General features: G+C 69.2%; 17 protein-coding genes. 2 read left to right on the top strand and 15 right to left on the bottom strand.

Translation table 11 applies throughout. From position 1 onward, the window contains the following. Positions 1-353 precede the first annotated feature (353 nt). From serS to priA, 14 genes are all read right to left on the bottom strand, one after another. On the bottom strand, positions 354-1616 hold the full coding sequence (gene serS / locus MJ797_RS07955) for a serine--tRNA ligase (protein ID WP_239333288.1): 1263 nt from the start codon (positions 1614-1616) through the stop codon (positions 354-356). A 75-nt stretch (positions 1617-1691) separates the two neighbouring features. After that, positions 1692-3134 (bottom strand): glutamate synthase subunit beta, encoded by a 1443-nt coding sequence (locus tag MJ797_RS07960; protein WP_239333290.1) that lies wholly within the window; start codon positions 3132-3134, stop codon positions 1692-1694. Positions 3135-3181: 47 nt separating this feature from the next. Beyond that, positions 3182-7726 carry a glutamate synthase large subunit gene (gltB, locus tag MJ797_RS07965; RefSeq protein WP_239333292.1) on the bottom strand — a complete coding sequence of 1515 codons (4545 nt, stop codon included), beginning with the start codon at positions 7724-7726 and terminating at the stop codon, positions 3182-3184. Positions 7727-8147: 421 nt separating this feature from the next. Beyond that, entirely contained in the window at positions 8148-9113 is a 966-nt protein-coding gene (gene lgt, locus MJ797_RS07970) for a prolipoprotein diacylglyceryl transferase (protein ID WP_308128294.1), read from the bottom strand. Positions 9114-9249: 136 nt separating this feature from the next. After that, entirely contained in the window at positions 9250-10155 is a 906-nt protein-coding gene (gene trpA / locus MJ797_RS07975; RefSeq protein ID WP_374581709.1) for a tryptophan synthase subunit alpha, read from the bottom strand. A 63-nt stretch (positions 10156-10218) separates the two neighbouring features. Beyond that, a complete protein-coding gene (gene trpB / locus MJ797_RS07980; RefSeq protein ID WP_239333294.1) occupies positions 10219-11466 on the bottom strand; it encodes a tryptophan synthase subunit beta in 1248 nt (415 codons plus the stop codon). Between the two features lie 16 nt (positions 11467-11482). Continuing rightward, on the bottom strand, positions 11483-12289 hold the full coding sequence (gene trpC, locus MJ797_RS07985) for an indole-3-glycerol phosphate synthase TrpC (protein ID WP_239333296.1): 807 nt from the start codon (positions 12287-12289) through the stop codon (positions 11483-11485). A 702-nt stretch (positions 12290-12991) separates the two neighbouring features. Continuing rightward, positions 12992-13549 (bottom strand): Trp biosynthesis-associated membrane protein, encoded by a 558-nt coding sequence (locus tag MJ797_RS07990; RefSeq protein ID WP_239333298.1) that lies wholly within the window; start codon positions 13547-13549, stop codon positions 12992-12994. A 56-nt stretch (positions 13550-13605) separates the two neighbouring features. Next, positions 13606-15111 (bottom strand): anthranilate synthase component I, encoded by a 1506-nt coding sequence (locus tag MJ797_RS07995; RefSeq protein WP_239333300.1) that lies wholly within the window; start codon positions 15109-15111, stop codon positions 13606-13608. After that, entirely contained in the window at positions 15108-15500 is a 393-nt protein-coding gene (hisI, locus tag MJ797_RS08000; RefSeq protein ID WP_239333362.1) for a phosphoribosyl-AMP cyclohydrolase, read from the bottom strand. The genes MJ797_RS07995 and hisI overlap by 4 nt, the downstream gene beginning before the upstream one ends. 22 nt (positions 15501-15522) lie before the next feature. Further along, positions 15523-17382, bottom strand: coding sequence for an ABC transporter ATP-binding protein (locus tag MJ797_RS08005; RefSeq protein ID WP_374581731.1), 1860 nt, complete (start codon positions 17380-17382; stop codon positions 15523-15525). Positions 17383-17435: 53 nt separating this feature from the next. Beyond that, positions 17436-19325, bottom strand: a complete 1890-nt coding sequence (locus tag MJ797_RS08010; RefSeq protein ID WP_374581712.1) for an ABC transporter ATP-binding protein — start codon at positions 19323-19325, stop codon at positions 17436-17438. A gap of 299 nt (positions 19326-19624) precedes the next feature. Continuing rightward, positions 19625-20389, bottom strand: coding sequence for an imidazole glycerol phosphate synthase subunit HisF (hisF, locus tag MJ797_RS08015; RefSeq protein ID WP_239333306.1), 765 nt, complete (start codon positions 20387-20389; stop codon positions 19625-19627). Between the two features lie 13 nt (positions 20390-20402). Next, positions 20403-21137 carry a bifunctional 1-(5-phosphoribosyl)-5-((5-phosphoribosylamino)methylideneamino)imidazole-4-carboxamide isomerase/phosphoribosylanthranilate isomerase PriA gene (gene priA / locus MJ797_RS08020; protein ID WP_239333308.1) on the bottom strand — a complete coding sequence of 245 codons (735 nt, stop codon included), beginning with the start codon at positions 21135-21137 and terminating at the stop codon, positions 20403-20405. A gap of 133 nt (positions 21138-21270) precedes the next feature. On the opposite strand from priA, the gene MJ797_RS08025 reads away from it, so the two are divergent. Both MJ797_RS08025 and MJ797_RS08030 read left to right on the top strand, forming a co-directional pair. Further along, entirely contained in the window at positions 21271-22128 is an 858-nt protein-coding gene (locus MJ797_RS08025; RefSeq protein ID WP_239333310.1) for an ABC-2 family transporter protein, read from the top strand. Then, positions 22121-22945 carry an ABC transporter permease gene (locus tag MJ797_RS08030; protein ID WP_239333312.1) on the top strand — a complete coding sequence of 275 codons (825 nt, stop codon included), beginning with the start codon at positions 22121-22123 and terminating at the stop codon, positions 22943-22945. Before MJ797_RS08025 ends, MJ797_RS08030 begins: the two co-directional genes overlap by 8 nt. Before the next feature lie 68 nt (positions 22946-23013). Here the strand turns inward: MJ797_RS08030 and MJ797_RS08035 are convergent, their stop codons facing one another. Next, positions 23014-24252 carry a glycosyltransferase gene (locus MJ797_RS08035; RefSeq protein WP_374581715.1) on the bottom strand — a complete coding sequence of 413 codons (1239 nt, stop codon included), beginning with the start codon at positions 24250-24252 and terminating at the stop codon, positions 23014-23016. Positions 24253-24380: the final 128 nt, after the last annotated feature.

Consider the following 24380-nt stretch of genomic DNA (forward strand, 5'->3'; position numbering starts at 1 on the left):
ATGAACTTCCAGCGCCGACCACTGAGAGCGACCGGCAACAGGAGACGCGGCGCGCGGGGCCGGGGTACACACCTCGCATCGTTGTCGTCGGTCGACACCCACAACCTCCGGTGCCTCCCTCCGCCGCCTCGCGATCTACGCACCCCGGCCCCGCTCCTTGAACCACACCCCTGTTGCCGGGCACTCTCAGAGCGCGTTTGAGATCATCATTCCGGCTCGCCGCGTCCAGGCGCCCCCTGGCTGCGTTGTCGGCCAAACCGATACAACTCATCCGGTATCCCTTCGGCCTTCCGCCTTGCCAGGGGGCGCCTGGACGCGGCTCACTGATCGAAAGCCCGATCTCAAACACGCTCTCAGATGATCTCGCGGTCGCCGAGATAAGGCCGCAGCACCTTGGGGACACGGACATGATGATCAGCAGTCTGGAAGTTCTCCGTGATTGCGGCCAGTAGCCGAGGTGTTGCCACCGCCGTGTTGTTCAGCGTGTGGGCGAACCGGACCCGCCCGTCAGCGTCCTTGTAACGGATGTTCGCCCGGCGGGCCTGCCAGTCGTGCAGGGTCGAGCAGCTGTGGGTCTCCCGGAAGCGCTCCAGCGACGGGAACCACGTATTGATGTCGTTCATCCGGAACTTGCCGAGGCCCATGTCGCCGGTGGCGCACTCCACCACCTCGTAGGCCAGGCCCAGGGACTGCAGGACGTGTTCAGCGGTGCCGAGCAGCTCGGCGTGCCAGCGGGCCGACTCCGCCTCGTCGGCCACGCAGATCACGAACTGTTCGACCTTCTCGAACTGGTGCACGCGCAGCAGCCCACGGACGTCACGCCCTGCGCTGCCGACCTCCCGACGGAAACACGGCGAGATCCCGGCATAGCGCAACGGCAGGTCACGCAGGGACAGCATCTCCCCGGAGTGCAGACCGACCAGCGCGACCTCGGCGGTACCAGCGAGATAGAGATCGTCCCCGGGCAGCTGGTAGATCTCCTCACCGTGCCCCGGCAGGAAACCGGTACCGACCAGCGCGTCACGCTTGACCAGCGACGGCACCGACAGCAGCCGGAAGTCCCGGCTTGCCAGCAGGTCCAGCGCGTAGGAGTGCACGGCCCGCTCCAACAGCACGAGGTCACCGGCGAGCGCGTACGCTCGCTCCCCCGAGGCGTTACGGGCCCGTTCGAACTCCGCCCAGCCACGCTTCTCGGCCAGCTCGACATGGTCGACGGGGGTGAAGTCGAACGCCGGGCGCTCGCCCCACACCCGGATGACGGTGTTCGCCGCCTCATCCGGTCCGACCGGCGCCCCGCTCCACGGGATGTTCGGTGTCCGCAGCAGCAGGTCCCGCAGGTGCGCGCTGGCCCGCTCCAGCTCCTCCCGGGTCTGGCGCAGCCGCTCGTCGAGAACACCGGAACGTTCCCGCAGGCGCTCACGCTCTGCCTCGCCCGCGGCCTTGAACCCACCGGCGAGCTCCCTGCGCTCACGCTGGGCGGTGTCCAGCGTATGCTGCAGTGCCCGCACGGAGCGGTCGAGGAGCAGGATGCCATCGACGTCGAGGTCGACTCCCTTGACCCGAGCGGCTGCCCGCACGGTGTCGGGATTCTCCCGGATGAACCGTCTGTCCAGCATCTGGCCTCGTCGCCCTCCAGCGGGATCCCTGCGTATCGCTGAGAAGCCTACCGCCCGCGCCGCAGCCGCTGACGATCATCTCCGGGTCGGAACGACCGGTTCGGGCAGATCGCTGCTGCCACGCAGATAACGGTCCACCGCCGCGGCGGCAGCCCGGCCCTCCGCGATCGCCCACACGATCAGGGACTGGCCCCGGCCGATGTCTCCGGCAACGAACACCTTCGCGACCGAACTCGCCCAGCCGGCGTCCCGGGCAACGTTGCCACGGCTGTCGAACGCGACGCCGAGCTGCTCCAGCAGGCCTGGCCGTTCCGGCCCGGTAAAACCCATCGCCAGCAGCACGAGGTCGCAGGCCAGCTCGACGTCGGTGTCCGGCACCCGCTCGAAGCGGCCGTCGACCATGGCGACCTCGTGCATGCGCAACGCGCGGACCTGACCCAGGTCATCACCGAGAAAACATTCGGTGGAGACGGCGAAGACCCGTTCCCCTCCCTCCTCGTGCGCGCTCGACACCCGGTAGACGACCGGCCAGGTCGGCCACGGGTTGCTCACGGGACGCAGCCGTGGCGGCCGCGGCATGATCTCCAGTTGGTGCACGGACACCGCGCCCTGGCGGTGCGCGGTACCCAGGCAGTCCGCGCCGGTGTCACCACCACCGATGATGACAACCCGCTTGCCCGCCGCGTTGATCGGCGATTCGGTACAGTCGCCCTGCTGTACCCGGTTCGCGGGAACCAGGTACTCCATGGCGAGATGGATACCGGCCAGTTCCCGGCCGGGCACGCTCAGGTCACGCCCGATCGTCGAACCACCGGCAAGCACGATCGCGTCATAGGACGCGCGCAGTTCGTCCGCGGTGATGTCCACACCCACGTTGCACGAGGGTATGAACACGGTGCCCTCGGCTCGCATCTGCGCGAGGCGGCGGTCCAGCAGCCGCTTTTCCAGCTTGAACTCGGGAATGCCATAACGCAGCAGCCCACCGATACGGTCGGCTCGCTCATACACGACGACGTTGTGGCCAGCCCGGGTGAGCTGCTGAGCCGCGGCGAGCCCCGCCGGGCCGGACCCGACCACGGCGACCCGCTGATCGGTGCGGGAGGACGGCAGGACCGGCCGGACCGTGCCATCAGCCCACGCCCGGTCAATGATCGATACCTCGACCTGCTTGATGGTCACCGGATCATCGGAGATGCCCAGCACACACGCGGTCTCACATGGCGCCGGGCACAGCCGTCCGGTGAACTCCGGGAAGTTGTTGGTCGCGTGCAGCCGCTCGATCGCCTCGCCCCAGCCGGAGCGCCGCACCAGGTCGTTCCACTCTGGGATGATGTTCCCGAGCGGGCAGCCGTTGTGACAGAAGGGAATGCCGCAGTCCATGCACCGTGCCGCCTGCTGCCGCAGGGATTCGACCGGGAACGGTTCGTAGACCTCGTGCCAGTCCGCGATGCGCACATCGACGGGCCGGCGCGTCGGCAGCTCCCGGTGGTGCTTGAGGAAACCGGTCGGGTCAGCCATGCCACTCCTGTCGAATGATCTTATCGGGACCGCTGCCGGAACGCCGGTCAGACACGGGACGACGACATGATCAAGTCTTCGGCGGGCAGGCCGTCCTCCTCGGCTTTGCGCATCGCGGCGAGCACCCGCTTGTAGTCTCGAGGCATGATCTTGACGAAGGAGGACTGCTCGGAATCCCAGTCCGCGAGCAGGCCCGCCGCCACGGTCGACCCGGTCTCCCGCCGGTGCCGGGCGATCAGGGTAAGCAACAGCGCCCGGTCGCCGTCATCCAGCAGGTCCACGTCGACCATCTCGGTGTTGATCCGGCGCAGGACCGGGTTGTACAGAAAGGCCACGCCACCGCTCATCCCGGCCGCGAAGTTACGGCCCGTGGGCCCGAGCACGACCACGGTGCCGCCGGTCATGTACTCGCATCCATGATCGCCAAGGCCTTCGACGACGGCGGTCGCGCCGGAGTTACGGACGCAGAAACGCTCCCCCACGATGCCCCGGAAGAACGCCTCGCCGGCCGTGGCGCCGTAGAGCAGCACGTTGCCGGCGACGATGTTCTCCTCGGCACGCAACGGCGCCTCCTTGGGCGGGAAGACGATGATCCGTCCACCGGACAGGCCCTTGCCGGTGTAGTCGTTGGCGTCGCCCTCCAGGGTGAGGGTCACCCCGCGCGGCACGAAGGCACCGAAACTCTGCCCGGCCGAACCGGTGAACCGCAGCGAGATCGTGTCATCGGGAAGGCCCACAGCGCCATAGCGCCTGGTCACTTCGAAACCGAGCATGGTGCCGACCGTCCGGTTGACATTACGGATCGGCATCTCCAGCCACACGGGCCGGCCATCCTCCAGCGCCCCCTCGCAGAGCTGGATCAGGGAGTTGTCCAGGGCCTTGTCCAGACCGTGATCTTGAGCGGTCGTGCAGTGCAGGGAGCCCTCGAAGGGACGTTCCGGCGCGTGCAGCAACGGGGTGAGGTCAAGGCCGGCGGCCTTCCAGTGATCGACCGCGGCGCGCGCGTCGAGTACCTCCACGCGGCCGACAGCCTCGTGCAGCGAGCGAAAGCCCAACGCCGCGAGGTACTCACGCACCTCCTCGGCGATGAAGGTGAAGAAGGTCTCCACGAACTCAGGCCTGCCGGTGAAGCGGGCGCGCAGCTCCGGGTTCTGGGTCGCCACGCCCACCGGGCAGGTGTCGAGGTGACACACCCGCATCATCACGCACCCGGCGACCACCAGCGGCGCGGTCGCGAAGCCGAACTCCTCCGCGCCCAGCAGCGCGCCGACGACGACATCCCGACCGGTCTTGAGCTGGCCGTCCACCTGGACGACGATCCGGTCGCGCAGGCCGTTGAGCAGCAACGTCTGCTGAGTCTCGGCCAGCCCCAGCTCCCAGGGTGCGCCGGCGTGCTTGAGCGAGGTCAGCGGGGAGGCACCGGTACCACCGTCATGCCCGGAGATCAGGACGACATCGGCGTGGGCCTTGGACACTCCGGCGGCCACCGTGCCCACACCGACCTCAGCGACGAGCTTGACGTGCACCCGGGCCCGCGGGTTGGCGTTCTTCAGGTCGTGGATGAGCTGGGCGAGATCCTCGATGGAATAGATGTCGTGGTGCGGCGGTGGTGAGATCAGGCCCACGCCCGCCGTCGAGTGCCTGGTCCGCGCGATCCACGGGTAGACCTTGTGCCCGGGCAGCTGGCCGCCCTCACCAGGCTTGGCGCCCTGTGCCATCTTGATCTGGATGTCGTCGGCGTTGGCGAGGTACTCGCTGGTCACTCCGAAGCGGCCGCTGGCGACCTGTTTGATCGAGGATCGGCGGAGGTCGCCGTTGGCGTCCGGGGTGAACCGTTCGGCGTCCTCGCCGCCCTCGCCGGTGTTGGACTTCGCCCCGATCCGGTTCATCGCGATCGCCAGCGTCTCGTGCGCCTCGGCGCTGATGGACCCGTAGGACATCGCACCGGTGGCGAACCGCTTGAGGATCTCCGACACGGGCTCGACCTGGTCGATCGGAACCGGCGGGCGCAGTCCCTCGCGCAGCGAGAACAAGCCGCGCAGGGTGGCGCTGCGCCGCGACAACTCGTCGACGGTGGCGGTGTACTGCCTGAACACCTCGTACTGACGGCTGCGCGTGGCGTGCTGGAGCAGGAAGACCGTCTCCGGGTTGAACAGGTGCACCTCACCCTCGCGGCGCCACTGGTATTCACCGCCGGTGTCCAGGTTGCGGTGGGCGAGCTCCGAGGAGACCACCGAGTACGCCTTGTGGTGACGGGCCGCGACCTCGTCCGCGATGACGTCGATGCCCACACCGTCCAGCCGGGACGGCGTCCCGGTGAAGTAGGTGCCCACCAGCTGCTGGGACAGGCCGATCGCCTCGAACACCTGGGCTCCGGTGTAGCTGGCCACGGTGGAGATGCCCATCTTGCTCATCACCTTGAGCACGCCCTTGCCCAGCGCCTTGATGAGGTTCTTCTGGGCCTGCTCACGGGTGATGCCGGCCAGCTCGCCGCCATCGAGGATGTTGTCGATCGACTCGAAGGCCAGGTAGGGGTTGACAGCGGCCGCACCGTATCCGAGAAGCAGGGCGACATGGTGGACCTCGCGTGCGTCACCGCACTCCACGATGAGACCGACCTTGGTCCGGGTCTTCTCCCGGATGAGGTGGTGGTGGACGGCCGCGGTGAGCAGCAGCGAGGGAATCGGCGCCTTGTGCCGATCGGAATCGCGGTCGGACAGGACGACGACGCGGGCACCGTCCGCGATCGCCTCGCTGACGCCACGGCAGATCTCGTCGAGCCGCTCGGCGAGCGCCGCTCCACCGCCGTCCACATCGTAGAGGCCACGGACAGTCACCGCCGCGAACCCAGGCATGTCACCGTCGTCGTTGATACCAACGATCTTGGCAAGCTCCGTGTTGCTGATAACCGGGAACGGCAGGTGCACCAGCCGGCACGACGCCGGTGACGGCGCCAACAGATTGCCCTCAGGGCCGAGCGTCCGGCCCAGGCTCGTGACCATCTCCTCCCGGATCGCGTCCAACGGAGGGTTGGTCACCTGCGCGAACAGTTGGCTGAAGTAGTCAAAGAGCAGGCGCGGGCGCCCGGAGAGCACCGCGACCGGCGTGTCGGTGCCCATCGAGCCGATGGGTTCGACACCGGCTCGGGCCATGGGCGCGATGATGACGCGCAGTTCCTCCTCGGTGTAACCGAAGACCTGCTGGCGCCGGCGGACCGAGGAGTGGCCGTAGACGACGTGCTCGCGTTCGGGCAGATCATCCAGGGCGATCAGGCCCGCGTGCAGCCATTCCCCGTACGGGGCGGCGGCGGCCAGGTCCGACTTGATCTCTTCGTCGTCGACGATCCGGCCCTGCGCGGTGTCGATCAGGAACATCTTCCCCGGCTGGAGCCGGCCCTTCTGCACTACCCTGTGCGCGGGAAGATCCAGGACGCCGACCTCGGAGGCCATGACAACCAGACCGTCATCGGTTACCCAGTAACGAGATGGACGCAATCCATTACGATCGAGTACCGCTCCGATGACCGTTCCGTCGGTGAACGCAATAGACGCCGGACCGTCCCACGGCTCCATCAGCGCCGAGTGGAACCGGTAGAACGCCCGGCGAGCCGGGTCGATCTCGTCGTGGTTCTCCCAGGCCTCCGGGATCATCATGAGAACGGCATGCGGGAGGCTGCGCCCGCCCAGGTGGAGCAGTTCCAGAACCTCGTCGAAACTGGCCGAGTCGCTCGCGCCGTCCGCGCAGATGGGGAAGATCCGGCGCAGGTCGCCGGGGATGAGATCGCTGGCTAGCAGCGCCTCGCGAGCCCGCATCCAGTTACGGTTGCCGCGTACCGTGTTGATCTCTCCATTATGAGCGACATAACGGTAGGGATGGGCAAGCGGCCAGCTCGGGAAGGTGTTGGTTGAGAACCTGCTGTGCACGAGAGCGATCGCGCTGGCAAAACGCGGATCATCGAGATCGGGGAAGTAAGCCGACAGCTGGTGGGTGGTGAGCATGCCCTTGTAGACGGTGGTACGTGCCGACAGTGATGGGAAGTACACACCGGCTTCCCGGCGGGCCCGCTTGCGGACGCAGAACGCCCGCCGCTCAAGGTCCAGCAGATCGATGGGCCCCTCGGCGGCGCCGGGAGCGCCGGCCGCGGCGGGCAGACCGAGGAAGATCTGCCGCATCCGCGGCTCGACCTCGGCCGCGGCCCGGCCGACGATGTGGCTGACCACCGGCACGTCACGCCAGCCCAGCACCCGCAGGCCCTCCCCGCGGACGATACGGCTGATCGCGCGGACAGCGTTGTCGCGATCACCGGCGACCTGCGGCAGAAAGGCCGTACCCACCGCGTACTGGCCGGCTGGCGGCAGTGGAAAATCGACGACGTCCCGCAGGAAGGCGTCTGGCACTTGCAACAGGATGCCGGCGCCGTCGCCGGTGTCCGGGTCACAACCGGAAGCACCTCGATGGTCGAGATTGCGCAGCACGGTGAGGCCCTGTTCGATCAGTTCATGACTGCGTCGACCACGGACATCCACGACGAAACCGACCCCGCAGGCGTCGTGCTCGAATGTGGGGTCGTACAAGCCTTGTGCGATCGGCATCCGGCGGGTCCTGTCCGTCTTCAGGGATTCTCCGTGAGGCGGACGACGCTGTCCGGACGCGCCACCGTGACAGGGCTGTCCCGGCCAGGCGCACTCCTGAGTGTGCCACGTGTGCCCGGGATTCGCCGTGATCGCTAAGAGCACGGAGCCCGATGTGGCCAACCGGGCATGAAACCGTCCGTAGAGCGCCCGAGAATTAGGACTGTCCGGCTCGCGGCTCCCCGCGTCCCGCCCGGCCGCGTTGTCATCAGTCGGCGCCCACCACCAACGCCTTCCTCAGCCGCCGTGCCCGGACCGAACGCCCTGTCCTCGGACGCTCCTACGGGCCGTGCTGGGATACTTCGCCGGCCGATGAGACCGGGCGGCCGCCGACGGCGGGGACGGGACGATGGGACGGGGAGAAGGCCCAACGCTGGATCTTTTACCCTGTCGGGTGGCCGGTCGGCGGCTGGCCTGCCTCGGCCTCCCGCGCAGCGCCCCCCTCGGCCTCCCGCGCCGGGGCGGCGTTCGCCATGGCCTGTACCACGGGTTCGGCCGCCGGCCGCGGGGTGGGGCCGCCATCCCCCCGCGCCAAGGTCGGGCCAGCGCTGGCCGGCGGATCGACGGGCCTGCGCAGCAGGAGGATGGCGGCCACCGCGATGGCAAGGACGGCGATCGACACCCAGTCGTTGAGGCGCATCCCGAGAAACGTGTGGGCTTCGTCGATGCGCAGCGCCTCGACCCAGGCCCGCCCGGCGGTGTACAGAATCACGTAGAGGATGAACAGCTTGCCGCGGCCAAGCCTGCGGTGAGCATCCACCCACAGCAGGACACCGGCGACGCCGACATCCCACAGCAACTCGTACAGGAACGTCGGATGGTAGAGCGAGACACCGGGAACGACCTGATGCGCGGGGTCGATCCGCACAGCCCAGGGCAGATCGGTCGCCCGGCCATAGAGCTCCTGGTTGAACCAGTTGCCCCAACGCCCGATGGCCTGGGCAAGCACGAGCCCGGGGGCCGCGGCGTCCGCGAAGAGACCGAACGGCGTCCCGCGGCGGCGGCAGACGAGCCACACGCCGAGCGCGCCCACGGCGACCCCGCCCCAGATCCCCAGCCCGCCGTGCCAGATCTTGAGCGCGTCGACCGGATGGCCACCGTCACCGAAGTACGCGTCCGGACTGGTGATCACATGGTAGATCCGCGCACCGACTATCCCGAACGGGACGGCCCAGGCCGCGGCGTCCGCGGCGAGGCCGGCCGGCTGACCACGGGCCCGCAGGCGCCGGTCGGTGAGCACAACCGCGACCAGGACACCAATTATGATCATAAAAGCATACGCCCGCAACGGGACGGGGCCCACGTGCAGGACACCCGTCGACGGGCTGGGAATCGCGGCTAGGACCACGAGGCCCAACGTATACCGCCGCTCACACGGCCCGTTCTCGCCATCGTCATAAAAGAAGGCTCCGGCAACAGGCCTGTGCGGCTCGCGCCGCCCGGTCGCCGCGCCCTGATCGAACGCGCCCTGTTCCGGAGCCTCTTCAGCAGGCGCTACCAGACGGCAGGGGACGGGGGGCGGGCCCGGTCGAGCGCACACCGGTAGCGAGGGCGGCCACGGTCCGCCGCACCGCCGCCGCGGCGGCAGCCGGGTCATCGCCCGCGCGGTCGGCGTCGGCCAGCGCGCTCACCAGCGCCGAGCCCACGATCACCCCGTCGGCGAAACCGGCCACCTCGGCCGCCTGCGCGGGCGTGCTGACGCCCACGCCCACCCCGACCGGAGTATCGCTGATCGCTCGGACCCGGCTCACCAGCCCAGCCGCCTGCGCGCCCAGCGTCGACCGGGCACCGGTGACCCCCATGAGCGAAGCCGCGTAGATGAAGCCTCGGCTGACCTCGGCAACCCGCGCGATGCGCGCGTCGGACGAGCTTGGGGCGACCAGGAACACCGGGTCGAGACCGGCCTCGGCGGTGGCCGCGAGCAAGGGCTCGGCCTCCTCGGGGGGCAGGTCCGGAGTGATCGTCCCAGCGCCGCCAGCCGCCGCGAGATCCCGGGCGAACGCGGTGACCCCGTACCGCTCGACCGGATTCCAGTAGCTCATCACCAGAGTGGGCACACCGGTCGCGGCCACCGCCTCCACCGTGCGCAGGACATCGCGGGTGGTGACACCACGGCTCAACGCCGCACCGGTCGCGGCCTGGATCACCGGGCCGTCCATGGTCGGGTCGGAGTAGGGCAGGCCGATTTCGACGATCTCCACTCCTGCCTCGACCAGGGCCAGCATGGCGCTGATACCACCGTCGACCGAGGGAAAGCCCGCCGGCAGGTAGCCGATCAGCGCCGCTCGTGCCGCCTCGCGTGCCAGCACGAATGTGTGGCTTAGCCGGTCCCGCTCACCTGGTCGGCGCTGGTCGCCTGATCGGCCTCGGTCACCCGCGAAACTCTGCACCGCACGTCCGTTCCGTTGTCAGCCGGTGACACGATCTGGTGAAGCCACCGCGGCCAGGCCAGCTCATGAATGGTCAAGAAGGTCAAACCAGCGGGCCGCGGTGTCGACGTCCTTGTCACCGCGGCCGGAGCAGTTCACCACGACGACCGCGTCAGGACCCAGTTCCCGGGCGAGGTCGAACGCCCCGGCGAACGCGTGCGCGCTCTCGATCGCGACCAGGATGCCCTCCAGCCGCGCGACCGTCCGCAGCGCGTCCATGGCATCGCGGTCGTCGACGACCCGGTAGGTCGCCCGGCCGGTCTCATGGAGCCAGGCGTGTTCCGGGCCGATGCCCGGATAGTCGAGCCCGGCCGAGATCGAGTGTGACACCTGGGTCTGCCCGTCCGCGTCCTGGAGCAGGAAGGTCCGCATCCCGTGCAGCACACCGGGCGCCCCGCCCGCGATCGCGGCCGCGTGCCGCCCGGTGGACACCCCGTCACCACCGGCCTCGAGGCCCACCAGCCGGACGGACGGGTCGGCGATGAACGGGTGGAAGATGCCCATCGCGTTGGAGCCACCGCCGACGCAGGCCACCACCGCGTCCGGCAGCCGCCCGGTACGGTCGAGAACCTGGGCTCGGGCCTCCACACCGATGACCCGCTGGAAGTCGCGGACCAGCATCGGGAAGGGATGCGGCCCCATGACCGAGCCGATGCAGTAGTGTGTCGTGTCCACGGTGGCCACCCAGTCCCGCATGGCCTCGTTGATCGCGTCCTTGAGCGTCTGGCTGCCCGAGGCGACCGCCACGACCTCGGCGCCGAGCAGCCGCATCCGCGCGACGTTGAGCGCCTGGCGGCGGGTGTCCTGCTCGCCCATGTAGACCACGCAGTCCAGGCCGAGCAGCGCGCAGGCCGTCGCCGTGGCGACGCCGTGCTGACCGGCACCGGTCTCGGCGATCACCCGGCTCTTGCCCATCCGGCGGGTGAGCAGGCACTGGCCAAGCACATTGTTGATCTTATGCGAACCGGTGTGCGCCAGATCCTCACGCTTGAGCAGGATGCGGGCGCCACCGACATGGGCACTCAGCCGGGCCGCGTCGGTGAGCGGGGTGGGCCGGCCGGCATACGCCGTGAGCAGTCCGTCGAGTTCTGCGGCGAAGGCAGGATCGTCCCGGGCGGCGGCGTACGCCGCCGTCAGGCCGTCCAGAGCTGCGAACAACGCCTCCGGGACGAAACGGCCACCGAAGCGACCGAAGTGACCGGCACTGTCCGGCAGCGGGCCGCCCGGGAGGAGATCCTCAGGAGTTCGGCCGACGGTTCCAGCGGAGGTCATCGGCTGACTGTATCGGTCAACGCCCCACCCTGGTCGCCGGGTGAGCGCCCGCGGTGACGAGATCCGCGACCGCCTGCTGGGGATTGCTTCCCGTCACCGCGGCCTCCCCCACGAGAACCGCGTCCGCGCCGGCCGCCGCGTAGGCGAGCAGGTCGTGCGGACCGCGCACCCCGGACTCGGCGACTTTGGTCACCTCCACGGGCAACAGCGGTGCCAGCTGGGCGAAGGTGTCGCGATCGACTTCGAGTGTCCGGAGGCTGCGTGCGTTGACGCCGATCAGGCGCGCACCCGCGTCGACCGCACGCGCGGCCTCGTCGCTGTCGTGCACCTCGACCAGAGCGGTCATGCCCAGCGACTCGACGCGGTCGAGCAGACCGATCAGGCGCGGCTGCTCCAGCGCCGCCACGATCAGGAGAACGATGTCCGCACCGTGCGCCCGTGCCTCGAAGACCTGGTACGGGGAAATGATGAAGTCCTTACGCAGCACGGGCACGTCCACCGCCATCCGCACGGCGTCCAAGTCGGCGAGCGTCCCACCGAACCGGCGCCGCTCCGTCAGGACGCTCACCGCCGCCGCGCCCGCGGCCTCGAACTGCGCGGCGAGGGCCGCCGGGTCCACGATCGGCGCAAGATCGCCCTTTGACGGGGAGCGACGCTTCACCTCGGCGATCACCGAAACGGCTCGAGTGCGCAGTACCGCGAGCGCGTCCCGCGGATCCGGGACACGCTCAACACGCCGTTTGAGCGTCGCCAGGGAGACCGCGGCCTCCCGTTCGGCGAGGTCGGCTCGCACCCCGTCAAGGATGTCGTCGAGGACACTCATCGGCCGGTGCCCAGGGCTGTCTCAGCCATGGCGCCGATGTTAGGCCAGCGGGCGGCCGGCGGCAGCAGGCCCCCGTCGAGGATCGCTGACCGTCACACTCGGCGGTTGCCCGGTGGTTGGCACAAGCCGGGAACGCACCGACATGGGCGCGCCGAAAACCGCCCCACACCAGGCATGCTCGCCCTCTTCCCACCCATCGTGATTGTCTCGTCGTTGTCAAACGATCTCTGTTGCCGCCGAGAGTGAGCCGCGCCCCAGCCCGACCCCAGCCCGGCCTCGGCCAGACTGGGCCCCCGCGTCGGGCAACCGGCGGAACTGTCGATGGCGGAGCTGTCCGCACCGAGCAACCAGCACCGAGCAAGCGGTGGCGCAAAAAAGGCGAAATCGGCACGTGTCACCCCTAGCCACGCGAACACGCCATGACCTACTCTCGAACGCGAGTTCGATTACATTCGATGAACCACATCCAGCCGGATCTCTACCGTGGAGGTAACGATGGAGGCGGGCATGTTCCGTGACCCACGGCCTGGCAGCCGAACTCGATCGGTGCGGTCTGCCGCCGCGTCTGATACCGGCGGTACCCCCGCCGGCTGGGTGCTCCCCGGGCCACGCGACCGGTGCCGCGATGGCCATCCGTGCCTGCTGGGCGCGACACGGGCGCCACGGGGCGGCGCGGGCGGCGCGCCGGTGGACCCGCCCCGGTCAGGTCGGGTCGTCACCCCGGTCGATGGCCTCCCAGGCATCAACCGGTCGGGCCGCCGGGGTCTCGTACCGGACGGACAGCGTCGACCAGGTGTGCCCACGGAGCGCGACGATCGCGCCACCCAGAGCGAGAAGCGCTCCCCCGCAGGTGGCAAGCCACGGCGCGGCTGTGCCCCGGATGTCGCGCAGGTTGGTGGTGACGCTCGGGGTGATCTGGCGCACCTGGGTGGCGACGCGCGCGGCCGGCAGCGGGTCCGCGGCGATGCGGCCGGCGACGATGGCGACTGCCGCGCCGGCCAGCAGAACCAGCAGACCGACGAGTACACGCCCCCTTCGTCTGGTGGCTGCGGTCGCAACCACTCCCGCGAGCCCGACCAGGCCCAGCCCGGTCACGGCCGGGGCAAGATCCGATCCGGACAGCCGTACCGCCAGCGGTGCGGCCGTGGCTGCCTCCTGTGCCGCGGCCCCGGCCGCCACACTCAGCCGCACCCAGGTCGCCCCGACGGTGACAAGCACCAGCACAGCGCCCAGCAGGCAGCAGAGCACCGCCGCAGCCATCGCCCGCCGCCGTCCACGGTGGCCTGGGGACATGTCGACGGGTCGCTGATGGGTGATCATATCGGAGAACGCAACGACTCTGCGATCTCGATCGCCCGCAGCACCGCCGCAGCCTTGGTACGGCTCTCGTTGTTCTCGGCCACCGGCACGGAATCGGCAACGATTCCGGCGCCGGCCTGCACGTAGGCCCGCCCGTCGCGGAGCACAGCGGTCCGGATGGCGATCGCGGTGTCCAGATCGCCGCCGAAATCCAGGTAGCCGACCACACCCCCGTACAGCCCCCGGCGGGTTGACTCAAGCCCCTCGATGATCTCCATCGCACGCACTTTCGGCGCGCCGGTGAGGGTGCCCGCGGGAAACGTCGCCGTGAGGACATCGATGGCCGAGCGGTCCTCAGCAAGTTCACCGATCACCGTGGAGACAATGTGCATGATCTGCGAAAAACGCTCAACCGCGGCGAACTCGACCACGCGCACCGAACCCGGCGTGCAGACTCGTCCCAGATCGTTACGCACCAGATCGACGAGCATCACGTGCTCGGCCCGTTCCTTTGGGTCAGCCAGCAGCTGCGCGGCGAGCTCAGCGTCCCGCTCGGCCGTGGCGCCACGGGGACGGCTACCGGCGATCGGGTGCAGCAACGCCTGCCGGCCCGTCACCTTCACGTGTGCCTCCGGCGACGACCCGACGACATCGTGATCATCAAACCGGAGAAGGTACATGTAGGGGCTCGGGTTCGACGCCCTCAGCACCCGGTAGATATCAAGAGGCGCGGCTGTCGTCTGCCGCTCGAAGCGCTGGGAGACCACGATCTGGAAACACTCACCGGCCAGGATCTGCTCGATGGCGGCCTCGACGGAGGCTTCGAAGCGCTCTGGCGAGGTCCGCGACGCGAACCCGGCGAGCGAGAGGTCTGGTGGCACCATGGTGGTCGCGACCGTCGGTTCGGTCCACTTGCCGAGGTCGGCGGTCATAACCTCGAGCCGATGCACGGCGTCGTCGTAGGCCGTGTCCAGATCGCCGTCCCCGGTGAACACGTTTGCGATCAGCAGACAGGACCCGTCACTGTGATCAAAAACCGCGAGATCGGCGGTCAGCATCATGCGCAGCTCGGGCATGCCCAGGTCGTCCACGCAACCGGACGGCAGCCGTTCGACCCGCCGGACGATGTCGTACGACAGATAGCCGACCAGACCGCCGGTGAGCGGTGGCGCGTCCGGCAGCGTGGGAGTACGCAACGCCAACTGAACCGCGCGAAGCACCTCGAGCGGGTCACCACCGGTGGGGACACCCGACGGCGCCTGGCCGCCCACCCAGACCGCCGACCCGTCCCGTTCGGTGAGGGTCGCCGCGGCCCGGACACCGATGAACGAGTACCGCGACCACACCCCGCCGTTCTCGGCGGACTCCAGCAGGAAGGTTCCAGGTCCCCCGGCGAGCTTGCGGTAGATCCCGACCGGGGTCTCGCCATCGGCGAGCAGGCGGCGGGTGACCGCGACCACCGGGTACTCGGCGGCGAGCGCGTGGAAGTCAGCCCGGCCCGGAATGACCTCACCTGTCGTCACGACTCGGCGCTCCTCGGGGACTTCACGGTAACGGCGACGGCCGGCAGGTTCCGGTTGTCGAAACATGTCCGGCTGCCCGTGTGGCAGGCCGATCCCACCTGCTCCACCCGGACCAGGACGGTGTCCCCGTCACAGTCGAGGGAGACCGACCGAACCAGTTGGCGGTGGCCGCTGCTGTCCCCCTTGACCCAGTACTCACGACGGCTGCGGCTCCAGTATGTGGCCCGCCCGGTGGTGAGCGTGCGGTGCAGCGCCTCGTCATCCATCCAGCCGACCATCAGCACCTCACCGGTGTCGTACTGCTGCGCGACAGCGGGGAACAGGCCAGCCTCGTCGCGCTTGAGCAGACCGGCTATGGCGGGGTCCAGACGGGACGCGGGGACGCACACGTGCCCATTGTGCCGTGCTCGGTCATGGCAGGTCACCGGCCACGCCCGCCGTCCACGAAGCGTGCAGGCGCTGATACACACCGGGGACGGCAACGAGTTCGGCGTGGGTCCCCCGCTGGACGACCCGGCCCGCGTCGACCACCACCACCATGTCCGCGGCCTCCGCGGTGGACAACCGGTGGGCGATCGTGACCGATGTCCGCCCTCGGGTCAACGCGGCCAGCGCACGGGCGAGCCGCACCTCCGTGGCCGGGTCGACCGACGATGTCGCCTCGTCCAGGACGAGCAGGTCCGGTACGGCGACATGAGCACGGGCGAGGGCGACCAGCTGACGTTCTCCGGCGGACAGCAAGCTCCCACGTTCACCGACCCGGGTGCGCACACCGTCGGCAAGCCCAGCGATCCAGTCCGCAAGCCCCAGCGAGGTGAAGGCGGCCGCAACATCGGCGTCGCCGGCCTCCGGGCATCCGTAGCGGACGTTGTCCGCGATGCTCAGATCGAACAGGAAGCCATCCTGCGGGACCATGACAACCCGTCGACGCAACGAGGCGAACCGGACCTGTTCCGCGGGCACACCGCCGAGCAGCACCTGGCCAGCTGTCGGGTCCATCAGCCGCGTGAGCAGTTTTGCCAGCGTGGTCTTGCCCGATCCCGTCTCACCGACCACGGCGACCCTGGTCTGTGGCGCTATGTCCAGGTCGATGGCCTGCAGGACGGGCGGTCCTCCTGGATAGGCGAACGCGACACCGTCGAAACGCACCCCGAGCGGGCCAGAAGGAAGATCTTTTCCAGTTTCGGAGCCAGGGTCGCGGACATCCTGCGGTGTGTCCAGCACATCAAGGACACGGCGCAGGCCCGCAAGCGCGTTCGCGCCCTCATTGAGCACCTCGGTCAGCGTCTGCAACGGCATCACGAACAGGGTGACCAGGAACAGGAAGGCCACCAGCCGGCCGGCGCTGAGATGACCGCCCACCCCGAGCAGCACCCCGCCGATCACCACGGCGCAGGTCGCGCATGCCGCCACCAGCTCACCGGCCGAGAAGACCGTGGCGACCAGCCGCTGCGCATCAGTCTGCGCCGATCGGTAGCGGTCGACGGAGGTGTCGACCCGCGTCTCGGTGCGCGCCTGAGCGCCGTAGGCGCGCACCACCGCGGCGCCGACCACAGACTCCGCAATCGCGCCCAGCATGTCCGCAACCCGTTCTCGGACCGCCCAGTAGCGTTGCGCAAGGAGCGGCTGGAAGCGCCTTATCACAACGGCCATCGGCACAAAAGAGGCATAGACAACGATGGTCAAAGGCCAGGAATAGATCGTCATAAGCACGGTCGCGATCAGCATCTGCCCGGAGGACAACAGCAAGATCATGCCGCCGAGCTGCAGAAACTGCGACATCTGGTCAACATCGCTGGTGACCCGCGAGGTGAGGGCTCCCCGCCGCTGCTCCAGCTGGGTCAACGCGGACAGATCGTGGATATGCCCGAAAACACGTATCCGCAATGTCGCCAACGCGGCCTCGGACATCCGATACAGGCGGACGTTCATGCGGTAGGCCGCGGCGGCCGTCACCACGATCGCCAGCATCGCGCCCGCCGCCGCCCAGCCGACCACGCGCAGCTTGGGCGCTCCGTGCAGCAGGCCGTGGTCGACGGTCTGCTGGACCGCGATCGGGACCACCACTCGTCCCGCAGTGGCGATGAGCGCAAGAGCGATGGTCACCGGCAGGCCCGCGGTGAGCTCCGGTACGAGCCGCCGGATCTTACCGAGCGTCACTCTCAGCGACTCCCCGGACCGGGCCGGAGCGCTGCCGGTGTCGTCGGGACCGGCAACCGGGTGTCCCTCGTTGCGGGTTCCGCGGATCACGGAGCCGCTCTCCGAGGCCATGTCATCCAGCCGAGGATCCGGATCCTCTTGGCGGGGCGCCGGAACGGTGACGCTCACCGTGTCACCGCGGCATCCTCAGCAGTCCCGACAGCCCCAGCCCCGATGGCCCCCTCACCCGGGCTGTCGCCTTCGCTCCTCGACTGGTAGGCGGTCAGCAGCGCCGCGTACCCGGGCGAGGTAGCCATCAGCTCATGATGGCTACCTCGCCCGGCCACCCGTCCTCGATCCAGGTACACGACCTCGTCAGCCAGCTCGATCGTTGCCCGCCGGTGCGCGACGACAACCACCGTGGACGCGCCTGCCCGCTCCCGCAGGCCAGCGAGGATGGCGGCCTCGACCCGCGGGTCAACGCCGGATGTCGCGTCGTCGAGAACAAGCAGACGCGGCTGGCGGACCAACGCCCGGGCCAGGGCGATCCGCTGCCGCTGCCCGCCGGACAGCGTGGTGCCCCGTTCGCCGACCTGCGTGTCAAGACCGGCGGGCAGCGCCGCGACAAAGCGGTCCGCCTGTGCGCGAGCGAGCGCTTCCCATACCGCAGCGTCGTCCACGGCCACGCCGAGCGTGACGTTGCCGCGGACCGTGTCGTCGAACAGGAAGGCCTGCTGGGAAACCAGCGAGGCGCTCGTGGTGACCTCACCGTCGGCAAGGTCCCGCAGATCGGCCCCGTCCATGCGGACCGCGCCAGCGTCAGGGTCGTAGAGCCTGACCAGCAGACCGGCCAAGGTCGACTTCCCCGACCCGGTCCGTCCGGCCAGGGCCAGCACACGGCCAGGGGCGACATCGAAACTCACCGCGTCCAGCGCTGGGGCTCCCGGCCCAGCCGGATCAACCGATCGCGGATAGGTGTAGGTGACAGCCGCCACGGTCAGCGTTGCCGGTCCGGCTGCGCTCAACGTCTTCGGTCCGAAGTCCTGTCCGCCGCGGGCGTCCAGTACCGCGCGTACCCGGCCGTAGCCGACAACCGATCGAGGCAGTTCACCGAACACCCAGCCGATCGCCCGCAGCGGGAATGCCAGGACCGTGAACAGGTAGGCGACGCGTACCAGATCGCCGACATCGAGCGCGCCCGCGGCGATCCTGGCCGTACCGATCAGCAGGACCGCGAGAACGCCGATGTTCGGCAACGCGTCCATCACCGGATCGAACAGGCCGCGTACCCGCCCGGCACGTATCATTGCCGCTCTGAGCTCGTCCGCTTTGCGTGCAAACCGGGCTGTCTCGGCGGCTTCCCGCCCCATTGTCTTGATCACAAGAGCACCGTCAAACGACTCGTGTGCCACCGCGCTCACCTCCGCCCGCAGCTGCTGGGCGTGTGAGAGCAACGGTGAGACCTTCCGCCCATAGATGATATTAATGACCCCAAAAAGCGGAAAAATGACACATCCAACGGCGGTCAACAACGGATCCGTCATGATCAATACCACAAGAGCGACAACAATCATGACCAGCACCCCCACCGCGAACGGCAGCGGAAGAACCGGAGCCCAGGTCGCCTCGACATCCGCGTTGGCGTTGGACAGCAGCGAACCGGTCGAGTGACGCTGATGCCACGACAGCGGCAGGTGCAGATACTGCCGAATCACCTGGCGACGGTAGAGTGCCTGCAGCCGGAACGCCATCATCCCGCCGCCAAGCCGGCGCACGAACATGCCCACAGCTTTGGCAACGCCGACCGCGACCAGCGACACCGCCGCGAGCGCGAGGCTGCCCGCCGCCACCCGCCCGGCCGCGAGGGACGGCAGCAGGACTCTGTCAGTGACCTCGCCGAGCACGATCGAGCTCGCCACGGTCATAAAACCGAACAACGAACTGCCGGCAAACGCCACGGCGAACGAGCGAGGTTCCTCGCGGATACCCATCCCAAGGACTGCCAGACCTTTGCGGATAACATCAGGTGAACCTGCGGAAGCCAGCCGTGTCGATCCCGCCGGATCATCGGGCATGGTTCTCCTCTCGTCGCTCACCACGCCGCCGACGCTGGCACCACCCAGACGAATGGAAACCAAAAAAGCAGCCCGCCAGAATCCCGCTCCCATCGAAGGACCCCGCGACGTGCCGTCCCACAATCACGCCGCGGTCGCCTGGCGCCGCTGTATATCCGGCGCCCGCGTCGTTGGCTACTGGCCCGTACCCGGGGAGTGGCTATCGGCTGGCATCGACCACCGACTGGCATCGACTATCGCCGACCATCACATCGTCCACCGGGCAGATGTCCAATGGACGTCCAACAGCTGACACGGGTTCAGCGAACTGGTACCGCGGCGGTTCGTAGGGCGTCCTTGACATCACCGATACGCAGGTGGCCGAAATGGAAGACGCTCGCGGCGAGCACCGCGTCCGCGCCCGCGCTCACTGCCCGGGGGAAGTCCCGGAGCGACCCGGCGCCACCGCTGGCGATCACGGGCACGCGCACAGCCGCGCGGACAGCCTCGATCATCTCCAGGTCGTAGCCGTCCCCGGTCCCGTCCGCGTCCATCGAATTGAGCAGGATCTCACCCGCGCCGAGCGCCACCGCCCGCGCCGCCCAGGCAACCGCGTCGATACCGGTGCCCTGCCGCCCGCCGTGGGTGGTCACCTCGAACCGCGGGGCGCCTGGCTCACGGGTACGACGGGCGTCCACCGACAGCACGACGCACTGGCTGCCGAACCGCAGCGCGCACTCCCGGACCAGCTCGGGGCGGGCGACCGCGGCAGTGTTGACACCGACCTTGTCCGCGCCAGCCCGCAACAGCCGGTCGACGTCGTCGGCGGAACGTACCCCGCCTCCGACGGTCAACGGGATGAACACCTGCTCGGCGGTGCGCCGGACCACGTCGTAGGTGGTCTCCCGGTTCCCGCTGGACGCGGTGATGTCGAGAAAGGTCAGTTCGTCAGCGCCCTCGGCGTCATACAGCTTCGCCATCTCCACCGGGTCACCAGCGTCACGCAGGTCAGTGAAGTTCACGCCCTTGACGACCCGCCCGGCGTCGACATCCAGACAGGGGATGACCCGGACCGCGACGGTCATCGGGTGAGCCTGTTCATCGGCTGGGCAGGGGCTGGCCCGCCGCTACCGCCAGCGCCGCGGGCAGGCTGAACGCGCCCGCGTACAGGGCTTTGCCGACAATGGCGCCCTCGACGCCCGCCACACCGGCTATCGCGGCGAGGTCGGCCAGCGACGACACCCCACCGCTGGCGATCACGGGCCGGGAGGTCGCCGCGGTGACGTCACGCAGCAGGTCCAGGTTGGGCCCGCTGAGCATGCCGTCCCGATGGACGTCGGTGACGACGTAGCGGGCGCACCCGTCGGCGTCGAGGCGGGCCAGCACGTCGAACAGCTCGCCGCCGTCACGGGTCCAGCCACGGGCGGACAGGGTCGTGCCGCGGACGTCGAGACCGACGGCGATCCTGTCCGCGACCCGGCCGATGGCGGCCCGCACCCAGTCGGGGTTCTCCAGCGCGGCTGTGCCGATATTGACCCGGGCGGCGCCGGTCGCCAGCGCCGCGTCCAGCGAGGCGTCGTCCCGGATACCGCCGGAGAGCTCCACCGCCACGTCGACCGACCGAACCACCTCCGCGATCAGCTCATGGTTCGAGCCACGGCCGAACGCCGCGTCGAGGTCGACGAGATGGATCCACTGGGCGCCGTCGCGCTGCCAGGCGAGCGCCGCATCGCGCGGGTCACCATAGGAGGTCTCGGTACCCGCCTCGCCCTGAACCAGGCGGACGGCACGGCCGTCGGCCACATCCACGGCAGGCAGAAGGATCAGTGCCACGCCACACACCTTACGGGGTGCCGTGTCTGTCGGTTCCACCGGCGATCGCGGCAACCGGCGGCGAGCCCCGCCAGCGGCGCTGGCACGGCGAACCGCCCTTGCCCCACCACGGACCCGCTGTGATCATTTCTCCGTGATTCCTCCACTGGCAGGGCTCCTCCGGATGTGCCCGACGACCGTCGGTTACCGTGCGTCCATACGTTTATGGACCACCGTTGTCGCTGGCAGCGCCCGGCGCTACACCGCCTACCGGTCCACCGTGGTCGCCGCTGTCTTCGCCACCGTTGTCACGGGCATCCTGCGCGCCCACATCGCACAGGCGGTGTGGCGGGAGACACCGAACCTGGCCGGCTACGACACCACCGGCGCGATCACATTCATGATTGTCGGACAGGGCGTGGGCGTGTGCGTGGCTGTCTTCGGTGGAGTGATCGACCTGCCGTACCGGATCCGCACCGGCGATGTGGTCGTCGACATCGCCCGGCCGGTCGGGTTCGTGCGATGGTGGTTCGGTCACGAGATCGGCCGGGTCTGGGTCTACCTGCTCACCCGAGCAATGCCCGCGGTCGCCGTGTGCGCGGCGGTGTTCCGGCTGCGGCTGCCGTCAACCGCGTCGCGCTGGGCCGCGTTCGCCCTGAGCCTCACGCTGGCTGTGCTGGTCAGCTTCGGCCTCCGGTACCTGGTCGCGCTCAGCGCCTTCTGGCTGGCCGACGGCCGCGGCGTACAGGCGGTGGCCGCGCTGGCCTCGCTCTTCTTCTCCGGTTCGGTCCTCCCGCTTACGATCATCCCTGGGATGTTCGGCGCCCTCGCGCGCATCATGCCGTTCGCCGCGACCGTCCAGGTACCGATGGATGTCTACCTCGGCCGGCTGACCGGCGCCGGCCTCGGCACGGCGTTCGCCTTCCAGGCCGGCTGGGCGGTGCTGCTGCTGGCCGCCGGCCGGGCGCTGACCGCGCTCGCGCTGCGCCGGGTAGTGATACAAGGTGGCTGACCGACGGCGCGCGCTACGGGACGGCTTCGGGCACTACGTGCTGTTTGTCGGCGTGGCGTTCCGCTCGGCGTGGCAGTATCGGACGTCGCTGGTCCTGCTGACGATGGCCGAGACGCTCGCGACCGCCCTGGACTTCGCCGCGATCGGGATCGTCTTTGCCAACGTGGCCCGCCTGCGGGACTTCGCTCTCGCCGAGGTCGCCTTCCTCTACGCGACGTCCGCGACCGCGTTCGCGTTGGCCGAATGCGTGCTCGGCCAGCTCGACCGGATCGGTTGGCAGATCCGGGACGGGAAAATGGACGCCGTCCTCACCCGTCCGGTATCGCCGCTGGTGCAGGCGGCGACCAGCGAGTTCTCGCCGCAACGGGTCGGCCGGCTGGCCCAGCCCGCCGCTGTGCTCGCGCTGTCGCTCGCGGCTCTCGACCTCCGCTGGACCCCCGGGCGGATCATCCTGATCCCGCTGATGGTCGCCGGCGGCGCGCTGATCGCCGGCTCGTTGATCGTCACTGGCTGTGCGTGGCTGTTCGTCGCGCCGGACGCCTCCATGGCCGTGGCCGCCGCCCGTCAGGGCGCGGGCCTTGCCACCCAGTATCCGATGACGATCTACAGCAGGCACCTGCTGGTCCTGCTGACCTTCGTCGTGCCGGTGGCGTTCGTGAACTGGCAGCCCGCGCTGTACGTCCTGGCCCGGCCCGATCCCCTCGGGCTGCCGACCGCCGCGCGTTTCCTGGCCCCGGTGGTGGCGGCGCTCGCCGTGGCCGGTGCGGCCTGGGCCTGGCGGGCCGGCATCCGCCACTACCGCAGCACCGGCAGTTAGGGGCGTGTCTGTCTGATGGATGTTCGATCGCGCGGATCGATGCCCTGGCCCCGCCGATTACCCGAGCCTCACGTCCCGGCGACGCTGTCGGAGTCCGGTGCCGAGTAGGCGCGGCCCTTCCAGGCCGCGCCCCGGCCCCGGTGGTGCGCCCGAGCCGAGTCCACAGTCATGATCATATAAAGGACCGCGACCGCGGGGAGGGTCAGCACGACGGGCATGGGCTGGCGGTAGTACCGGATCATCGGAAGGTAGGTCACCGTCATCACCACCCAGGCACCGAGCCCGGCGGCACCGGCGACAGCCGCGGCAACGCCGCCGGCACCAGTGGCCAGACCGGCCAGACCGGCCACGGCCGCCAGTGGTGGGACGAGGTAGGCCAGCACGAGCCCGGTGACCGTGGCCGCGAGCAGCATGGGGGAATGGCGCAGCTGGGTGTACGCGCTGCGGGCGACCATCTTCCACAGGTCCGCAAGCCGCGGGTAGGGCCGGACGCTGCGCACACCGCACGGGCCGTGGTCGGCGAGCCCCAACCAGGTCCGGCCGCCGGCCCGCTTGACCGCCCTGGCCAGCGAGCAGTCGTCGATCACCGCGCCGGAGATGGCGGCCAGCCCACCAGCGCGTTCCAGCGCGGCCCGGCGCATGAGCACACACCCGCCAGCGGCGGCCGACGTCCTCGCGTCCGGCCGGTTGGCTCGACGGAACGGATAGAGCTGGGCGAAGAAATAGACGAACGCCGGGACGATGATCCTTTCCCAGCGGTTCTGGGTGCGTAGCACCGCCATCAGCGACGTGAGGTCAAGCCCATGCGTGGTGGCGTGGCCGACCAGCCGGAGGACCGAATCCGGGCCGTGAGCGATGTCCGCGTCGGTGAACAGCAGCCAGTTCACATCCGCTGGCACAGCGCGCAGCCCCTGTTCCAGCGCCCATACCTTGCCGACCCAGCCAGCCGGCCGCGGCTGGCTGGTGATGACCGTCAGCTCCACCCCGCCGGCGGCCTGCCGGCCAAGGTCACGGGCAACATCAGCGGTGCCGTCATCGCTGGCGTCGTCGACGAGCACGACCCGCAGCGGACCCGGGTAACGCTGACCAAGCAGGGACGGCAGGCTGTGCGGGAGCATCTCGGCCTCGTCCCGGGCGGGCACGATCACGGTGACCGCGGGCCAGCCCCCCGGCGGCTCCGCTCCGCCTCGTGCCCGGGAATCGTGCGCGTCAAGGCGCGTGTCGGTGCACCAGAACATTCCATGGCCACCCAGCAGCACCAACCAAACCAAAAGAGAACAAAGCGCGCAAGCTGCCAACGTTATCACGTAAGCCAGCCTCGCAGATTGCGCCCGCTCCGCCGGTCAGCAGCGCCGGACTGAGACGACAATACCGCCGCTCCCCGCCCGGAAGAATCGGCATTCTCCCCACCATGTCACCGAATTCGGAAATTATC

The organism is Protofrankia sp. CiP3 (assembly GCF_917627345.1).
Classification (GTDB): Bacteria; Actinomycetota; Actinomycetes; order Frankiales; family Frankiaceae; genus Protofrankia.